Annotated in this window: 13 protein-coding genes; 6 read left to right on the forward strand and 7 right to left on the reverse strand. The window is 75.4% G+C overall.

Features of this window, described 5'->3' with window-relative positions:
* Positions 1–5 precede the first annotated feature (5 nt).
* The gene (locus tag MNZ29_RS09305; protein ID WP_242335137.1) at positions 6–1106 is read right to left on the reverse strand and encodes a hypothetical protein; all 1101 of its coding nucleotides are present in this window, start codon (positions 1104–1106) and stop codon (positions 6–8) included.
* Positions 1103–2917, reverse strand: coding sequence for a M20/M25/M40 family metallo-hydrolase (locus MNZ29_RS09310; RefSeq protein ID WP_242354982.1), 1815 nt, complete (start codon positions 2915–2917; stop codon positions 1103–1105). The genes MNZ29_RS09305 and MNZ29_RS09310 overlap by 4 nt, the downstream gene beginning before the upstream one ends.
* Positions 2918–3050: 133 nt before the next feature.
* Here MNZ29_RS09310 and MNZ29_RS09315 point away from each other — a divergent pair, with 133 nt between their 5' ends.
* Positions 3051–3872: a cyclopropane-fatty-acyl-phospholipid synthase family protein gene (locus MNZ29_RS09315; protein WP_242335143.1), complete on the forward strand. Its 822-nt coding sequence runs from the start codon at positions 3051–3053 to the stop codon at positions 3870–3872.
* Between the two features lie 8 nt (positions 3873–3880).
* Here the strand turns inward: MNZ29_RS09315 and MNZ29_RS09320 are convergent, their stop codons facing one another.
* On the reverse strand, positions 3881–4357 hold the full coding sequence (locus MNZ29_RS09320) for a phosphate-starvation-inducible PsiE family protein (RefSeq protein WP_242354984.1): 477 nt from the start codon (positions 4355–4357) through the stop codon (positions 3881–3883).
* 319 nt (positions 4358–4676) lie between these two features.
* Between MNZ29_RS09320 and MNZ29_RS09325 the strand changes: the two genes are divergently transcribed.
* Positions 4677–5783 carry a wax ester/triacylglycerol synthase domain-containing protein gene (locus tag MNZ29_RS09325; RefSeq protein ID WP_242354986.1) on the forward strand — a complete coding sequence of 369 codons (1107 nt, stop codon included), beginning with the start codon at positions 4677–4679 and terminating at the stop codon, positions 5781–5783.
* Positions 5780–5971, forward strand: a complete 192-nt coding sequence (locus MNZ29_RS09330) for a hypothetical protein (RefSeq protein ID WP_242354988.1) — start codon at positions 5780–5782, stop codon at positions 5969–5971. Before MNZ29_RS09325 ends, MNZ29_RS09330 begins: the two co-directional genes overlap by 4 nt.
* Before the next feature lie 22 nt (positions 5972–5993).
* On the opposite strand, the gene MNZ29_RS09335 is transcribed toward MNZ29_RS09330, so the two are convergent.
* Positions 5994–6770 (reverse strand): OmpA family protein, encoded by a 777-nt coding sequence (locus MNZ29_RS09335; RefSeq protein ID WP_242335152.1) that lies wholly within the window; start codon positions 6768–6770, stop codon positions 5994–5996.
* Positions 6771–7029: 259 nt separating this feature from the next.
* Between MNZ29_RS09335 and MNZ29_RS09340 the strand changes: the two genes are divergently transcribed.
* The gene (locus tag MNZ29_RS09340) at positions 7030–8964 is read left to right on the forward strand and encodes an ATP-binding protein (RefSeq protein WP_242335155.1); all 1935 of its coding nucleotides are present in this window, start codon (positions 7030–7032) and stop codon (positions 8962–8964) included.
* A 39-nt stretch (positions 8965–9003) separates the two neighbouring features.
* Here MNZ29_RS09340 and MNZ29_RS09345 read toward each other — a convergent pair whose 3' ends face one another.
* Positions 9004–11235, reverse strand: coding sequence for a hypothetical protein (locus tag MNZ29_RS09345; protein ID WP_242335158.1), 2232 nt, complete (start codon positions 11233–11235; stop codon positions 9004–9006).
* Between the two features lie 223 nt (positions 11236–11458).
* Here MNZ29_RS09345 and MNZ29_RS09350 point away from each other — a divergent pair, with 223 nt between their 5' ends.
* Together MNZ29_RS09350 and MNZ29_RS09355 are read left to right on the forward strand one after the other, a co-directional pair.
* Positions 11459–12025: a cupin domain-containing protein gene (locus MNZ29_RS09350; protein WP_242335161.1), complete on the forward strand. Its 567-nt coding sequence runs from the start codon at positions 11459–11461 to the stop codon at positions 12023–12025.
* A gap of 326 nt (positions 12026–12351) precedes the next feature.
* Positions 12352–13533, forward strand: a complete 1182-nt coding sequence (locus tag MNZ29_RS09355) for a TIGR03118 family protein (RefSeq protein WP_242335163.1) — start codon at positions 12352–12354, stop codon at positions 13531–13533.
* A gap of 41 nt (positions 13534–13574) precedes the next feature.
* Here MNZ29_RS09355 and MNZ29_RS09360 read toward each other — a convergent pair whose 3' ends face one another.
* The gene (locus MNZ29_RS09360) at positions 13575–14219 is read right to left on the reverse strand and encodes a hypothetical protein (protein WP_242335166.1); all 645 of its coding nucleotides are present in this window, start codon (positions 14217–14219) and stop codon (positions 13575–13577) included.
* Positions 14209–14898, reverse strand: a complete 690-nt coding sequence (locus MNZ29_RS09365) for a hypothetical protein (protein ID WP_242335169.1) — start codon at positions 14896–14898, stop codon at positions 14209–14211. Before MNZ29_RS09365 ends, MNZ29_RS09360 begins: the two co-directional genes overlap by 11 nt.
* Positions 14899–15140 lie beyond the last annotated feature (242 nt).

Genomic DNA, 15140 nt, shown 5'->3' on the forward strand with positions numbered 1-15140 from the left:
GGCCCTCACTCGACCCAGTCCGCCACGAACACGTTCGTCTCGCCGGGCCGCCGCGCGTTCCGGTTGGAGGCGAAGACGAGCGTCTTCCCGTCCGGCGAGAACATGGGGAACCCGTCGAAGGTGTCGTTCGTGGTGATGCGCTCGAGGCCGCCGCCGTCGTCGTTCACGAGGTAGAGGTCGAAGTTGCGGCCCTTCGGGTCCCCGACGTTCGAGGCGAAGACGATGCGCCGACCGTCCGGGTGGAAGAAGGGCGCGAAGCTCGCCGCGCCGAGCCGGGTCACCTGCCGCACGCCGGAGCCGTCCGCGTTCATGACGTAGATCTCGAGCCTCCCCGGGCGGACGAGCTTCTGCGAGAGGAGGCGCCGGTAGTCGGCGAGCTCCGCCGCGTCGGCGGGCCGGCTGGCGCGGAACACGATGCGCGCGCCGTCGGCGGAGAAGAACGCCCCGCCGTCGTAGCCAGGAGTGTGCGTGAGCCGCACGAGCCCGGAGCCGTCGAGCCGCATCTTGTAGAGCTCGAGATCGCCGTCGCGCGTCGAGGTGAAGACGATCCAGCCGTCCCGCGAGATCGTCGCCTCCGCGCTGTACGCGCCGGGCGCCGGCGCGAGCGGGGTGAGATCGGAGCCGTCCGGCCGCGCGGTGTAGAGCTGGTAGTCGAAGAGGGGCCAGACGTAGCCCTGGGAGAGGTCTGGCTTCGGCGGGCACTCCGCGCCCGACGCGTGGGTCGAGGAGTAGAGCAGCCGCTCTCCTCCGGGGAAGAAGTAGCCGCAGGTGACGCGGCCCAGGCCGGACGAGACCTGGCGCCGCTGCGTGCCGTCGGCGCGCATCACGTAGAGCCGATCGCAGCCGGCACCCTCGGGCGTCGACTGGAACACGAGCTCCCGCCCGTCGAAGCTGAAGTACGCCTCGGCGTTCTCGCCCCCGAACGTGAGCTGACGGACGTTGCGGAGGTGCCGCTCGCCCGGGAGAGCCAGGTCTCGAGCGGCGTTCGCCGGCGGGGCGCCGACGGGCGCCGCGGCGGGAGGGACCGGGCCGGTCGGCGCCTTCGGCGCGGCGCAGGCGGCGGCGAGGACGGCGGCGGCGAGCGTCGGGGTGAGGGTCCGGGTCATCTGCGCTCCTCCAGCTTCACCTTCGCGGTCCGCCGCTCCGCCCCGTGCGCCCACTCGACCTCGACCTCGTCGCCGGGCCGGTGCGAGCGGAGCGCGAACGCGAGATCCTGCAGGTTCATCACCTTCGCCGCTCCGAGGCGGAGGAGGACGTCGCCTTCGGCGAGGCCGGCCCGCTCGGCGGGGCTGCCCGGGCGGACGCCGGTGAGGAGCACCCCCGGCTCGGCGCGCTCCGCGAAGTCCGGGATCGCGCCGAGGTAGGTGCCGTAGCTCCGCTCGCCGCGCTCGCGCGGCGGTGGCGCCGCCGTGCGGACCACCTCGAGGCGGCCATCGCGCTCGGCGGCGTCGCGGGCGGCGCGGTAGGCGAGCCGCGCCACGGCCGCGAGGCCCGGGCCGTCGATCTTGTCGGCGGTATCCGTCGGCCGGTGGTAGTCGGCGTGGGGTCCGGTGAAGAGGAAGAGGACCGGGACCCCGCGCGCGTAGAAGCTCGTGTGATCCGAGGGGCCGTACCTGTCGCCTCCGCCGAACGCGATCCGGAGCGGCAGGCGCGGCGAGCGCTCCGCGAGCGCCACCACGCGGTCCCGCAGCCCCTTCGCGGTGTCCGCGCCGTCCACGTACACCTTCCCCCCGCGGGGACGGCCCACCATGTCGAGGTTCACCATGAGCTGCATCTTCCCGATGGGGCAGCGCGGCGGCGGATCCTTCGCGAGCTCGGACGAGCCGAGGATGCCGAGCTCCTCCGCGGCGAACGCAGCGAAGAGGACCGTGCGCCTCGGCGCGCCCTCGGCGACGAAGGCGCGCGCGACCGCGAGGAGGGCCGCGACGCCGCTCGCGTTGTCGTCCGCGCCCGGGTGGACCGTCCCGAGCCGCTCGGGGGCGAGCGAGGCGTCGCCGCCGAGGCCGAGGTGATCGTGGTGCGCGCCCACCACCACGCACTCGTCCGCCACCGCCGGGTCGCGGCCGGGCAGGATGGCGACGACGTTGGCGGTCGCGGCCCGCTCGTGGAGCACCTCGACCGAGAGCCGCGCCCGGAGCCCGAGCGGCCGCGAGTGGGGCCTCCCGTCCGCCTCGCCCGGCGCCGCCAGCGCGGCCACGTCGATCCCCGCGCGGCCGAGCGCCGCGGCCGTGACCCGCGCCGCGACGAGGCCGGCCCGCGAGGCGACCTGCCCGCGCCAGCGCGGGACCTCGTCGGGAGCCTCGTGGGCCCATACGTCGCGGACGCCGAGGATCGCCGCCGCGCCGTGGTCGCGCGCGTTCATGGCCTTGTAGCGCCACTCGGAGAAGCGGTACCGGCGGGGGTCGCGGAACGGGGAGGCGGGGTCCGCCTCGCGCGGGAAGTCCTGTGCGACGAGGACGATCTTCCCCTTCACGTCGAGCCCGGCGTAGTCGTCGTGCCCGAGCTCGGGCGCCGTGATGCCATGACCCGCGAACACGAGCTCCGCCTCGATCGTGCCGTCGTCGCTGAAGCCGAAGGGGAGGAAGTCCCGCTGGAGCGCGAGCGGCGCGCGGCCGATCGCGAGCGCGTTCCGCGCCTCGAGGGTGGCGCGGAAGGGCGCCTCGAACTCCTCGAGGTAGCCGCCGTCGCGCGCGGGCGCGAGGCCCGCCTCGCGGAACCGGTCGGCGATCCAGCGCGCGGCCTGGGCGCCGCCGGCCGTCCCGACGCCGCGCCCCTCGCGCGCGGGATCTGCGAGCCAGGCCACCTCCGCGAGCGCGCGGGCAGGATCGATCACCGGCTCCCGCGCGGCGTGGCCTGCGCCGCGGGCGGTGCAGGCCGTCAGGGCGAGCGCGAGGGCGAGCCTGCCGAGCTTTCGCATGCGTCGCACATAGAGGGCCGGCGCGTCCCGGGCAGCGTGGACGCCGGGGCGCACCCGGCCGAGACGCGTCCGCCCCGCCGCGGCCGCGAGCGAATTGCCGGGCAGCGGAGGGAAGGGTATGGAGGGCGCCCGAATGCGCCCCGCGAACCGCGCCCCCCGAAGCGCCGCCCCTCCGAAGCCCGGCCCCCGCGACCGCCACCGCCTCTACGAGCGCGCGGTCCAGGACCCGCAGGCGGACATCGCCATCATCGAGCGGGTCCTCCGCGGGCGACGCCCGGCGCGGCGGCTCCGGGAGGACTTCAGCGGCACGGCGGCGCTCGCCGCGAGCTGGGTGGCGAAGGGGCCGCTGCGGACGGCCGTGGCGGTCGATCTCGATCCCGCGGTGCACGCCTGGGCCCGGACGTACCGCCTCCCCGCGCTCGGCGCGGCGGCCTCGCGGCTCGAGCTCGTGACCGCCGACGTCCGCGCGCCCCGCGGCGAGGGGTTCGACGCGATCGTCGCCCTCAACTTCAGCTACGGGGTGTTCCGCACGCGCGAGGCGCTCGGCGAGTATCTGCGCGCCGCGCTCGGCGCGCTGGCGCCGGGCGGCGCGCTCGTGCTCGACGCCTTCGGCGGGTGGGACGCGCAGCGGGCGCTCGTCGAGCGCCGGCGGATCGGCCGCGGCGTGACCTACGTCTGGGAGCAGGAGGGGTTCGATCCCATCACCCACCGGATCCGCTGCACCATCCACTTCGAGCTCGAGGGGGGCCGGCCGATGCGCCGGGCGTTCCACTACGACTGGCGGCTCTGGAGCCTCCCCGAGCTGACGGAGCTCCTCGGCGAGGCGGGCTTCGAGGCCGTCGAGGTGCTGTGGGACGCGGGGCCCGGCGCCGCGGCCCGCTACCTGCCGCGCGGCAGCGCGCAGAACCAGGCCGGCTGGATCGCCTACGTGGTGGGACGCCGGCCGCGCGGCTGAGCGCGGCGCTACTCCGCCGCCACCGGCCGCTTGCGAAGGATCGCGAGCGCCGCGACGAGCACGACGATGAGGACGGTCAGGAGCCCGAGCTCCGACATCACCTGCCGGAACAGCTTGTCGTCGGGCCGGGTCTGCGCGCCGAACTCGGCGGTGATGACGAGGATCCGGCGGACCGCGGCGATGAGGGCGACGAGCAGGAACGGCTCGGGCACGAGGGTGTGCTCGCGGAACGACACCTGCACCGTGTAGAGCAGCTCCACGACCATGAGCGCGAGCAGGATCCGGTCGAGCAGCGTCACGAACGCGCGGACGTCGAGGCCGCCGAACATCGCGTGGACGAGATCGATCCCGCCGTGGACGACGATCGCGGCGGCGCTCAGCGCGAGGAGCACACCGAGCGCGACGTACACGACGTCCTGGGCCCGCGTGAAAGCGGTCGAGATGATGCCGCGCGTCCGGCTCCGGGGGTCGCGCTCGCGCTCCAAGGGTCACCTCCCGCGGCGCCGCGCGGTCGCCGGGTTCATAGCAGCGCGGAGCTTCGCGCGGGCGGCCCCAGGCGTGGCCGGGCCCGCAGGGACCTCGAGGCGAGGTCCCTGCGGGGCGCTCCCGCGTGGGCCCGGCTGAATCGTGACGAACCGTGAACGACGGCCGACCGGGCGAGCGCGCGTGTGTGCGCCGGCCGTGCGGCGCGTGCGTCGCGTGCGAGGCGCGGCGGGGGAACCTTCGGGGCGCGTCGCGTGGGCGAGCACGCAGCGGTACGGTGGGTTCGTCGGGCGCGGCACGCTTTCGGCGCCTGGAGGCCGGATGCAGCGGATGACGGCGGGCGACGCGTCCTGGTACCGCATGGATCGGCCGAGGAACGAGGCCGACGTCGTGGCGCTCCTCACGTTCCGCGGGCCGGTCGCGCTCGCGCGCGTCCGGCGCCTCGTCGAGGAGCGGCTGCTCGCGGTCGAGCGCTTCCGGCAGCGGCCGGTGCCCCGTCTCCTGGGAGCGCCGGGCTGGGAGCCGGATCCCGGGTTCTCGCTCCGGCGACACCTGGTCCCGGTCGAGCTCGCGCGCGGCACGCTCCCCGAGTTCGTCGGCGAGGTGACCTCCTCCCGGCTCGACCCGGCGCACCCGCTCTGGCGCGTCCACGTCGTGCGGGAGCGCGGGCGCGGCGGGGCGATCGTGGCGAAGCTCCACCACGCGCTCGGCGACGGGTTCGCGCTCGTGGCGCTGCTCCTCGCCCTCTCGGACGAGCACGCCGCCGAGGAGGCCCCGCGCGCCCACGTCGAGGCGGTGCATCGCGGGCGCCCGTGGCTCGGGAGCGCGCGGCTCGCCGCCGCGCGGGACGCCGCCGCGTTCGCCGCGACGCTCGCGCGGCTCGCCGCGATGTCGAGCGATCCGAAGGTCCTCTCCGCGGCGGAGCTCTCCGGCGTGCGCAGGGTGGCGTGGTCAGGAGGCGTGCCGCTCGGCGCCGTCCGCGAGGCGGGGCATCGCCGCGGGGCCACGGTGAACGACGTGCTGGTGGCGGCGATCGCCGGCGCGCTCCGGTCGCTGCTCGCGAGCCGCCGGGCGCCGCTCGTCCCCGTGCGCGCGCTCGTCCCCGTGAACTTCCGTCCTGCCCGCCCGGACCTCGGGGCCGACGCCTCGCTCGGGAACCGCTTCGGGGTCGTGTTCCTCGACCTGCCGATCGATCTCGGGACGCCCGTCGCGCGGCTCGAGGCGGTCCACGCCCGCGTCGCCGCGCTCCGCGCCGGGGCGGGCGCCGTCGTGGCCCACGACGTGCTCGCGCTCGCGGGCTACGCGCCCGACGCGGTCCAGCACGCGCTCACGCGCTTCTTCGCGCGCAAGGCCTCGCTCGTGCTCACGAACCTCCCCGGGCCGAGGACCCGCGTCCACCTGGCGGGCCTGCCGCTCGCGACGGCGTGAGCGTCCTGAGCTACGCGGGCGAGGTGCGCGTCGGCGTGCGCTCCGACGCGGCGGTCCTCGCCGAGCCCGCGGACCTCGTCGGCAGGATCGAGGCGGAGGCGGCGGCGCTCGGCGTGCGCGGGCCGCGCCCGCCGCGTCCTCCCCGCCCGACGGCGTCGGGGGCCCGTGCCCGGGCCCGGGCGCCGTAGGGCGCGGGCGGGGGACCTCGGCTCACAGCGCCGCGGGAGCGGGCGCGGGAGCGGGGACGGGTGCCTCGCCGGGCGCGAGGACGATCTCGATGCGCCGGTTCTGGCTGCGGCCCTCCGGCGTGTCGTTCGGGGCGATGGGCTGGTACTCGCCGTAGCCCGCGGCGGCGAGGCGCGTCGGCTCGACCCCCGCCTCCTGCAGGAACCTCACGACCGCGAGGGCGCGCGCGACCGACAGGTCCCAGTTCGACACGAACCCGCCGCGGCCGAGCGGCACGTTGTCGGTGTGCCCCTCGACGCGGATGACCTTGCCCTCCACGCCGCGCAGGACCTCCGCGACCGCCGCGAGCGCGCCCTTGCCGGGCTTGCCGAGCGTCGCCGAGCCCGAGGAGAAGAGGATCTTGTCCTTCATCTTGACGGTCATCTTGCCGCGGAGCTCGGTGAGCTCGACGCGGCCCGCGTCGATCTCTCCGCGCAGCGCGTTCGCCATCTTCTCGTACTCCGAGCTCTTCTTCTCGAGCTCCGCCTTGACGGTCTCGAGCTTGCTCTTGGACGTCGAGAGCTCGTTCACGCGCGCCTCGAGCGTGCCCCGCGACGAGGAGAGCTCGGCGACCTGCGCCTGGAGGGCGCGGGCCTCCTCGGTGCGCTTCTCGAGCTCGCCGTTGGTCCGCGCGAGGGTGGCCTCGAGCTCGGCCCCGTGCGCCCGCAGCTCGTCGGCCTCGGCGGACTTGTTGCGGAACTTTCCCGAGGAGACGCAGGCAGACGTGAGCCCGACGAGGGCGACGACGACGACGGTGCGCATCACGGACCTCCGGTGAAGGGAAGAGCGACATTGTACCGACGTCGCGGGACGCGCAAAGGAGGGCGTCCGGCGCCGATGTGCGCCGAGTGGCTCCTGGCCAGGCCGCGCGAGTCGTTCCGCGAGCGCGCGACGCGCCGGGACGGACGTGCTGGCGAGGGATGGTCTCGCCGTCGCCCCTCGCGCGGCGCGGGTGCGCTACTCTGTCGCAGGCGGAGCGCGGCCGCAGGTGCCCTGGGACGCGCGCGCCGCGGGGGCTTCCATGGCCATCCAGGAGCGGGCGGCGCTCTCGACCGAGGTGCTGGGGCTGCTGTTCGCCCGCGCGGGGATCGGCCTCTGCTTCGTCGCGCCGAACCTGACGGTGCTGCGCGCGAACGCGGAGTGGCTGCGCTGCACCGGCTACACCGCGGAGCGCGTCGAGGGCGAGGACATCCTCGCCGTGTTCCCCGACACGCGCGAGGTGGCCCTCTCGCTCTACGAGCGCGTCCAGCGCGGCGAGACGGTGAAGGTCCCTCGCCACGGAGAGCGGGTGCTCGGCCGCGAGGTGTGGTGGGAGGGGCAGCTCTCGCCGGTGCCGACGGAGACGGGCACCGGCATCCTGTTCACGGTGCGTGACGCATCGGAGCATTCCGAGGGCGCGGCCGGCGCGGCTCCGCCCGCCCTCGACGCCGAGGCGAGGCGCGCCGAGGAGGCGCTGGCGGAGCAGCGCGCGCTCAAGGATCAGCTCGCCAAGGTCGCGGCGAGCGTTCCGGGGGTCATCTGCTCCTACCGGCTCCGGCCCGACGGCACGGCGTGCATGCCGTTCACCACCCCGGCGGCCGAGGACCTCTACGGCATCCCGCGGGAGGTGCTCGCGGCGGACTTCGGCCCCCTCGTCGCCAACGTCCACCCGGACGACCTGCAGCGCGTGCTCGAGGTCCTCGAGGAGGCGGCCCGCACGAGGTCCCGCTGGCACGACGTGTTCCGCTACCGGCACCCGAGGAAGGGGGTGCGCTGGCTCGAGGGCTGGTCGGTCCCCACGGACGAGCCGGACGGGAGCCTCATCTGGCACGGCTACGTCATGGACGTCACCGAGCGCAAGCGCGCGGAGGAGCGGCTGCGCGAGGCCGATCGGCTCAAGACCGAGTTCCTCGGCGTCCTCTCGCACGAGCTGCGCAACCCCCTCGCGCCCATCCGCAGCAGCATCTACCTCCTCGATCGCGCGCCGGCGGGCAGCGACCAGGCGGCGCGGGCGAGGGACGTGATCCGCCGCCAGACCGAGCACCTCACGCGCCTCGTCGACGACCTCCTCGACGTGACGCGCATCTCGCGCGGAAAGATCGAGCTGCAGCGCTCGCGCGTCGACCTGCGCGAGGTGGTCGCGCGGACCTGCGACGACCACCGGACGATCTTCGCCGGACGGCACCTCGAGCTGCGCGTCGAGAACGCCGGCCCGGTGTGGGTCGAGGCGGACGCGACGCGGATCGCGCAGGTCGTCGGGAACCTGCTCCTGAACGCCGCGAAGTTCAGCCGCGAGGGCGGGGCGGTGACGGTCGCCGTCACGACGGACGCCGGGCGGGCCGAGATCCGCGTGCGCGACGACGGCCTCGGCATCGTCCCCGAGCTCCTGCCGCGCGTCTTCGAGCCGTTCGTCCAGGCGGACGAGGGGCTCGCGCGGACGCGCGGCGGCCTCGGCCTCGGGCTCGCCCTCGTGAAGGGGCTCGTCGAGCTCCACGGCGGCGGCGTGCGCGCGGACAGCGAGGGCGCCGGCCGCGGCTCGGAGTTCGTCGTGACGCTGCCGGCGGCGCCCGGCCCGCCGGCGGCTCAGCCCCCGCCCCGGGCCCCGGCGAGCGCGCGGCGCGTGGACATCCTCGTCATCGAGGACAACGTGGACGCGGCGCAGACCATCGCCGAGGTGCTGGAGATGGAGGGGCACCGGGTGCACGTCGCGACCGACGGCCTGTCGGGGATCGCGAAGGCGCGCGAGCTCAGGCCCGAGCTGGTCCTCTGCGACATCGGCCTGCCCGACGTGGACGGGTACCAGGTCGCCCGCGAGCTGCGCGCGGACGCGTCGCTCCGCGGGATGCGCCTCATCGCCCTCAGCGGCTACGCTCAGCCGGAGGACAAGGAACGGGCGAAGGCGGCCGGCTTCGAGGCGCACCTCGGGAAGCCGGCCCTCCTCGACGAGCTGACCGCGCTCGTCGCGCGGCGCGGCTGAGGCACGGCGCCCCGGCGCGCGTCCGCGCGACGCGCTTCGCTACCCCCGCCAGAACGGCGGGCCGAACGGCCAGTGGCCGAGGTACCTCGCGGCGCCGAGGGCGAGGGCCGCGGCGGCCGCGGCGAGCCAGAGCAGGCGGCGCCGGCGCTTCGCCGTGTCGTCCGCGTACGGATCGTCGAGCGTCCGGCGCGCGCCCGCGGGCAGGACGGCGCGGTCGGTGAGCGCGGTCCCGAGCGGCAGGTTGATCCGCACGCGCCCGTTCACGGCCCAGCCGTTCGCGTCGAGGATGGGCCCGAGCGTCCGGTGCCGGAGCTTGAGCCAGGAGATGAGCACCGACGGCCCCGACACGACGAGGACCATCGCCGCCACCGCGATGACCTTCGCCCACCAGGGCTTCAGGTCCATGAACCCCGTGACGAACCCGCCGAGCAGCGTGCCGAGGGCGCCGATGCCGACGCCCAGGGCGGCGATGATACCGACCATCTTGCCGACGTCGACGGGCGGGGGGGGCGGGGGGGCCTTCTCGCCGATGGCGGCGTCGGTCACGTGCGTCGCGGTGGACTGGACGTGGTCGTCCGCGGCCTTCTGCTTCGCGTGCGCGAAGCGCGCGACCTGCTCCTCGACGAACCGCAGGGCCTTCTTGTACGGAGCCCAGAACGCCTGGCGGATGCTGATGGGGTTCTCGACGATCTTCACGATCGTCGCGTCCCAGTCCCGTCCCTGCCGGTCGTAGAACACGCCGTTGCGGCCCACCATCAGGTAGTCCGAGTCGCCCTGCGTGAAGCAGGCCACGATCTTCATCGCCTCGCCGCCGGGCCGGCGGCACTCGCAGTAGGCGAGGTACATCCGGGACAGCGAGGCGATCGAGGCGTGCGCGCCGGGGTCGTCCACGCGGATGCACAGCTCGCAGCTGCGCGCGTCGAGGAAGAGCGTCCCGGCCTGGAACACCGCGGGGCGGAGCGGGTCGTAGAAGTCCGCGAACGACACGAAGTTCTTGAGCAGCGTCCCGAGGTCCCGGCAGTAGTGGACGAGCCGGACGACGTCGGCGATCGCCGAGGCCTCGGCGGCGTGGGCCTCGTCCTCGGCGAGGAGCGCCTGGACGGGAGCCCGGCCCGCCGCGAGGAGCTCGCGCACGCGCGCGATCCCGAGCGCCTCGACCCGGGCGCCGGTCTTCGTCGCGAGCCACGCCTCGTAGGGCGAGAAGCGCGCGACGAGGTCCGTCCACTCCTCGAGCGTGAGCGCGTCCTTGCCGGGCCCGTGCACCGGGACGACGGCGTCGCGCTGGAGCGCGGCGATCGCCGCCGCCCAGGCCGGGTTCACGCCACCCGAGAGCGGGAGCGCGCGCCCGGGCTCGACGCGCGCGAGGGGGAAGGCGGCCACCTCGGCGCCGGCCGCGGCGAGCTCCCTCGCCGCGAGCGCGGCGTACTCGGGCTCGGTCCGGTTCAGGGCGAGGGCGGAGCGCGGCTCCATGGCGGCGAGGCCGCAGCGGACGAAGAAGTCGTCCACCTTCGCGCGCACGGCCCGGACGGCCGCGTGCGCGGCCGCGGTGCGGTCGCCGAGCGCCATCACCTCCGCGCTCGCCTCGCCGCGCCGCCAGAACTCGGCGAAGGCCTCCGCCTCCGCGAAGAACGCGTCCGCGCGCGCCCGGTCCACCCCGAGCTTGCCGCTCCGGTCCGCGAGGCCGCCCATCGTGGTCACGATGTCGAGGAGGGTCTGGCGGGTCCCGGGATCCGGCGCGGACTCCGGCGGCACGACGCCGTCGCCGTTGAAGAGCGTGTGCTCGAACACCTTCGTGGTGTCCGCCACGTCCGCCGCGCGGATCGCGGTCGCCTCCGGGCGGCCGACGTGCGCGAGCAGGCGCCGGGCGGCCCCGAGCGCCGCCTTGCCCTCGGGCGTGTCGTCGCGGAGGGCGTCGAGCGCCAGCGCGTCGGCTCCGAAGAGGACGAGCCCCACGTCGCGCAGCCGCGCCGCGCAGAACCGGATGGCGGCGAGGATCTCGGGCGCCCGGACGCGCCCGTCGCGATCGAGGTCGAGGAGGTCGAGGGTCCGCGGGTCCAGCTCGAGGCCGCGGGTGGGGCAGGAGAGGGCGATCCAGAGCTTCTGGTCGAGCTCCTCGAGCGCGAGGAGGTCGGCGCCGCTCTCCAGCGCGAGCTGATCGAGGCCTCCGGCGCGGTGGAACTTGAGGCGATGCCGGCGCTCGACGCGGGAGGCGGCGTCGGGGCGATCGGCCGGGGCCTGGGGGAGCTCGGGGACGGAGGTCGCGAGGCGCATGGCCCGCGACCTTACCGCGCCCGCGGGCGGGGGGCCATGGGGCGGCCGAGGGAGCGGGGGCCGGCCGGTGGCCGCTCAGCGAACTTTTACGTGCGCCGCGTTGGCGCAGGCAGATTATGCGCCCCGGTGTCGAAGGGTCGGGAGGAACGACCCGCACACCTGACGGTCCGCAGCGCGCGCGAAGGCGGGCACCTCCTCCGACTCATCGGGCAGGAGGAGAAACATGTGGACACGTAAGCTGCACGCCGCGAGCCTCGCGGCGGTCATCGTGGTCGCGTATGGCCCCGGGTCCGCGCTGGCTGGACAGCACGAGGGCGCCGCCAAGGCGGGGACGGGCTCGGAGAAGCAAGCCATCCTGAAGACGGGGGACTCCATCCAGTGGTCCGCCGGACCGGCGGCGCTCCCGCCCGGTGCGCAGGCGGCGGTGCTGGAGGGCGATCCGGGCAAGGAGGGGATGTTCACGATGCGTCTCAAGGTGCCGGCCGGCTACAAGATCGCGCCGCACACGCACCCCAAGGTCGAGCGCGTGACGGTGATGAGCGGCGAGTTCTCGCTCGGCATGGGCGCCGACTTCGACGAGAGCAAGCTCGAGAAGCTGCCGGAGGGGAGCTTCTTCGTGCTCGAGCCCGGGATGCAGCACTTCGCGAAGGCCTCGAAGGACACGGTGCTCCAGCTCAACGCCCAGGGCCCCTGGGGCATCAAGTACGTCCGCGCGTCCGACGACCCGCGCAACGCGCCGCAGGCGAGGAAGGGTCCGCCGGCAGAGGCCGGCGCGCGCGGGAAGAAGTGACCCGGGCGCTCGGCCACCGTTCGGCCGTCCGGCTCGTGCGAGCGCGGGCCGCCACGACCTTGGCCGAGCTCCCCATCGAGGAGCCGGGCGCGGCCTCGCCGCGCGCGCGGGTCGTCGCCCGGCCCCGCTCCTCCGCGCCGAGGAGCGAGTGGATCGCTCGCGCGGTCGCGCGATGCCCACGTCGGGTCGCCCCGCAGGGCCGCCCCCGGGAGCGAAACCGATTCTCCGCCGGCGCGTCAGTCCTCTGCGAGCCGAGGCGGGTCCCGCGCCCGAGCACGCGCGTCGCGGCGCGAAGGCGCGGCACCTCGGCGCCGGAGGGCTCGCCGATGAAGCCGCAGCTCGTCTCGAAACACCCTGTCTTCCCGATCGCGCTCCTCGCGTGCGCGGCGTCGCTGACCGCCGGCGTGACCGGCCGCGCCGCGGACGAAGGGGTCACGCCGGCCGCGCGCGAGGCGCTCGGCGGCCTCTACGTTCAGCGGAACCTCGTCTCGGACGGCGCCGTCTCCTCCGAGCACCTCGACGCGAACCTGGTGAACGCCTGGGGCATCACGCACCGGGGCGCGAGCCCGTGGTGGGTGTCCGACAACGGCGCCGGGGTCTCGACGCTCTACGACGGCGAAGGGATCGCACAGTTCGGCGCTCCGCCGCTCGTGGTGAGCATCGCTGGCGCGGGCGGCCACGCCGGCAGTCCCACCGGCGTGGTCGGCAACACGGGCGGGAGCTTCGAGGTCTCGAGCGGCGGCGCCCACGAACCGGCGTTCTTCATCTTCGCGAGCGAGGACGGGACCCTCAGCGCCTGGAACCCGAAGGTGCCTCCGCCCGTCGCGCCGGCCATCCGCTCCACGACGACCGTGGTCGTGGTGGACGACTCGCTCGCGGGCGCCGTGTACAAGGGCCTGACCCTCGCCGCGACGTCGAGCGGAGACGAGCGGCTCTACGCCACCGACTTCCACGGCGGGGCGGTGCGGGTGTTCGACGGCGCGTTCAAGCCCGTCGCCACGACGGGCGGCTTCCGGGACCCGACCATCCCGGCGGGGTACGCGCCGTTCGGCATCCGGGCGATCGGCGGCACGATCTACGTCACGTACGCGCTGCAGGACGCGGACCGGCACGACGACGTGCCCGGCCAGCACCACGGGTACGTGAACGCCTTCACGCCCGACGGGGAGCTCATCGGTCGCGTCGCGTCGCGAGGCAAGCTCGACTCGCCGTGGGGCATCGCCCTCGCCCCCGCCTCCGGGTTCGGCCGGTTCGGCGGGAAGCTGCTCGTCGGGAACTTCGGCGACGGCCACATCATCGGCTACTCGCTCGCGGGCGACGCCTCCGAAGGCGGCGGCGCGTACCTCACCGGCAAGGGGGGCCGGATCACCATCGAAGGGCTGTGGGGCCTCGACTTCGGCAACGACGGCGCGGCCGGGCCGGCGAGAACGCTCTTCTTCGCCGCCGGGCCCGACGACGAGTCCGCGGGCCTGTTCGGCCGCATCGACTTCGTCCGGGGCGGCCGGTAGCGAGCCGGGCTCCTCGCGCACTCCTCCCGAGGCGACCGGGGTCAGCGCCCGAGGAGCCCCTTCACCGCGGCGTAGTCCTGCTCGTGCACCGCGCCGACGCGGACGCAGCGGATCCAGCCGGCGCCGTCGACGAGCGCGTGGATCGGGATCATCGCGTCCCGCTCCACCCCGAGCGAGTCGAGCAGCGGCCCGAGATCTCCCTCGGAGCGGAGCCAGGAAAGTCGCCCGGGCAGCCCCTTCGCGCGCCACGCGACGAGCTCCTGCCCACGGTCGGCGGCGTCGATGCTGACGAGCTCGAGGCGGACGTCCACGCCGTCACGCGCGAAGCCGTCCCGCCAGCGGCGGAGCAGCTCCAGCTCGTCGACGCACGGGGTGCACCAGGTGGCCCAGAGGTTCACCCAGGTCCAGGCCTTACCCCGCGCGCCGGCAGCGCCGCCGGGATCGCTCGCGCCGGGCAGCGGTCGCTGCGGGGGCGCAGCGTAGCGGCGGGCGCCCTCGCCGCCGGCGGGATAGCTCCGCTCGCAGAACGCGCTCTGCGCCGCCGCGGCCGTGGTGGCCTGCTTCCGCACGCCGGCGAAGCGCTCCGGGAGGGCCGCCTCCCCGGCGCCGGGCCCCTCCTGGCAGGCGAGCGCGAGCGCGACGGAGAGGAGCGCGGCCCCCGTCCACGCGAACCGCTCAGATCGCACAGTCGATCCAGGCGACGAAGGCGCTGCGGTTGATGTCGGCGTGGCTGCACGCCCCGGCGCGCGAGCGGTCCCAGCCGCAGAACTCGGTCGGGAGCTGCGCGAACTCCTCGCCCAGCCACAGGAGGCCCACCTGCTTCCTGAGGTCCTCGTCGTGGAACCTCGCGTCGAGGTGGTCCAGCACCGCCTTCGCGCGGTCGCGGCTCAGCGCCTCGTTGTACTGCTCGTCGCCGTCGGGGCTGGCGCGCGAGACCACGAAGAAGAAGCTGGCGCCGCGCTGATCGCTCCAGGCCTTCTCCACGAGGGCGCGCGCCGCCGGATCCAGCTCCGCCTTCGTGGGATCGAACTGGACGATGTGCGCCCGGTGCGCCAGCGGCCGGAAGAGCGCGTTGAAGTCGCTGCCGGACAGCGCGGCGACCTTCCTGGCCTGGAGGGGCTGGCAGCCGCGGCCGCCACCGCCGCCGTCGAGCAGCCCGCACGCGCCCGCGACGCGGCGGACGATCGCCTTCAGCTCCGGCGTGCAGTAGGCGTCGTTCGACACGCTCGCCGTCGCGACCTCGCGCGCGGCGCCCTGCGTGGCGTCGAGCCGGGCCTGGGCGGCGCGGGCCCAGGTGACGACGAGCGCCGCCGGGATCGCGAGCGCCGCGGCGAGCAGGATCCAGCGCCTCGAGGTGTCGTTCATCGCTCGGTCTCCACGTGCGAGGGCTTCGGGGTCTCTGCCGGCGACTCTGCGTCAGACGGGGACGGGGTCGGCTCCGGAGCCGGTCCGGGGCGCGCCTCGTCCTGCACGGCCTCCGCCGGGCTCGGCGGGGGCGGGGGAGCCTCCGCACCGGGCGCCGCCGGGGGCGCCTCCACCGCGCGAGGAGCGGCGGGGGTCCGGAGCTGGGGCTCCACCTCCGGCGGCGCCGCGGCCGCGCTCGCCTG

This window comes from Anaeromyxobacter sp. SG64, from assembly GCF_022690745.1.
GTDB classification, from domain to species: Bacteria; Myxococcota; Myxococcia; order Myxococcales; family Anaeromyxobacteraceae; genus Anaeromyxobacter; species Anaeromyxobacter soli.

Excerpts from the sequence above, each read along its gene's own strand:
- MNZ29_RS09305 (WP_242335137.1), bottom strand. The coding sequence starts at position 1,106 with ATGACCCGGACCCTCACCCCGACGCTCGCCGCCGCCGTCCTCGCCGCC.
- MNZ29_RS09340 (WP_242335155.1), top strand. The coding sequence starts at position 7,030 with ATGGCCATCCAGGAGCGGGCGGCGCTCTCGACCGAGGTGCTGGGGCTG.
- MNZ29_RS09325 (WP_242354986.1), top strand. The coding sequence starts at position 4,677 with ATGCAGCGGATGACGGCGGGCGACGCGTCCTGGTACCGCATGGATCGG.
- MNZ29_RS09310 (WP_242354982.1), bottom strand. The coding sequence starts at position 2,917 with ATGCGAAAGCTCGGCAGGCTCGCCCTCGCGCTCGCCCTGACGGCCTGC.
- MNZ29_RS09315 (WP_242335143.1), top strand. The coding sequence starts at position 3,051 with ATGCGCCCCGCGAACCGCGCCCCCCGAAGCGCCGCCCCTCCGAAGCCC.
- MNZ29_RS09350 (WP_242335161.1), top strand. The coding sequence starts at position 11,459 with ATGTGGACACGTAAGCTGCACGCCGCGAGCCTCGCGGCGGTCATCGTG.
- MNZ29_RS09355 (WP_242335163.1), top strand. The coding sequence starts at position 12,352 with ATGAAGCCGCAGCTCGTCTCGAAACACCCTGTCTTCCCGATCGCGCTC.
- MNZ29_RS09345 (WP_242335158.1), bottom strand. The coding sequence starts at position 11,235 with ATGCGCCTCGCGACCTCCGTCCCCGAGCTCCCCCAGGCCCCGGCCGAT.
- MNZ29_RS09335 (WP_242335152.1), bottom strand. The coding sequence starts at position 6,770 with ATGCGCACCGTCGTCGTCGTCGCCCTCGTCGGGCTCACGTCTGCCTGC.
- MNZ29_RS09365 (WP_242335169.1), bottom strand. The coding sequence starts at position 14,898 with ATGAACGACACCTCGAGGCGCTGGATCCTGCTCGCCGCGGCGCTCGCG.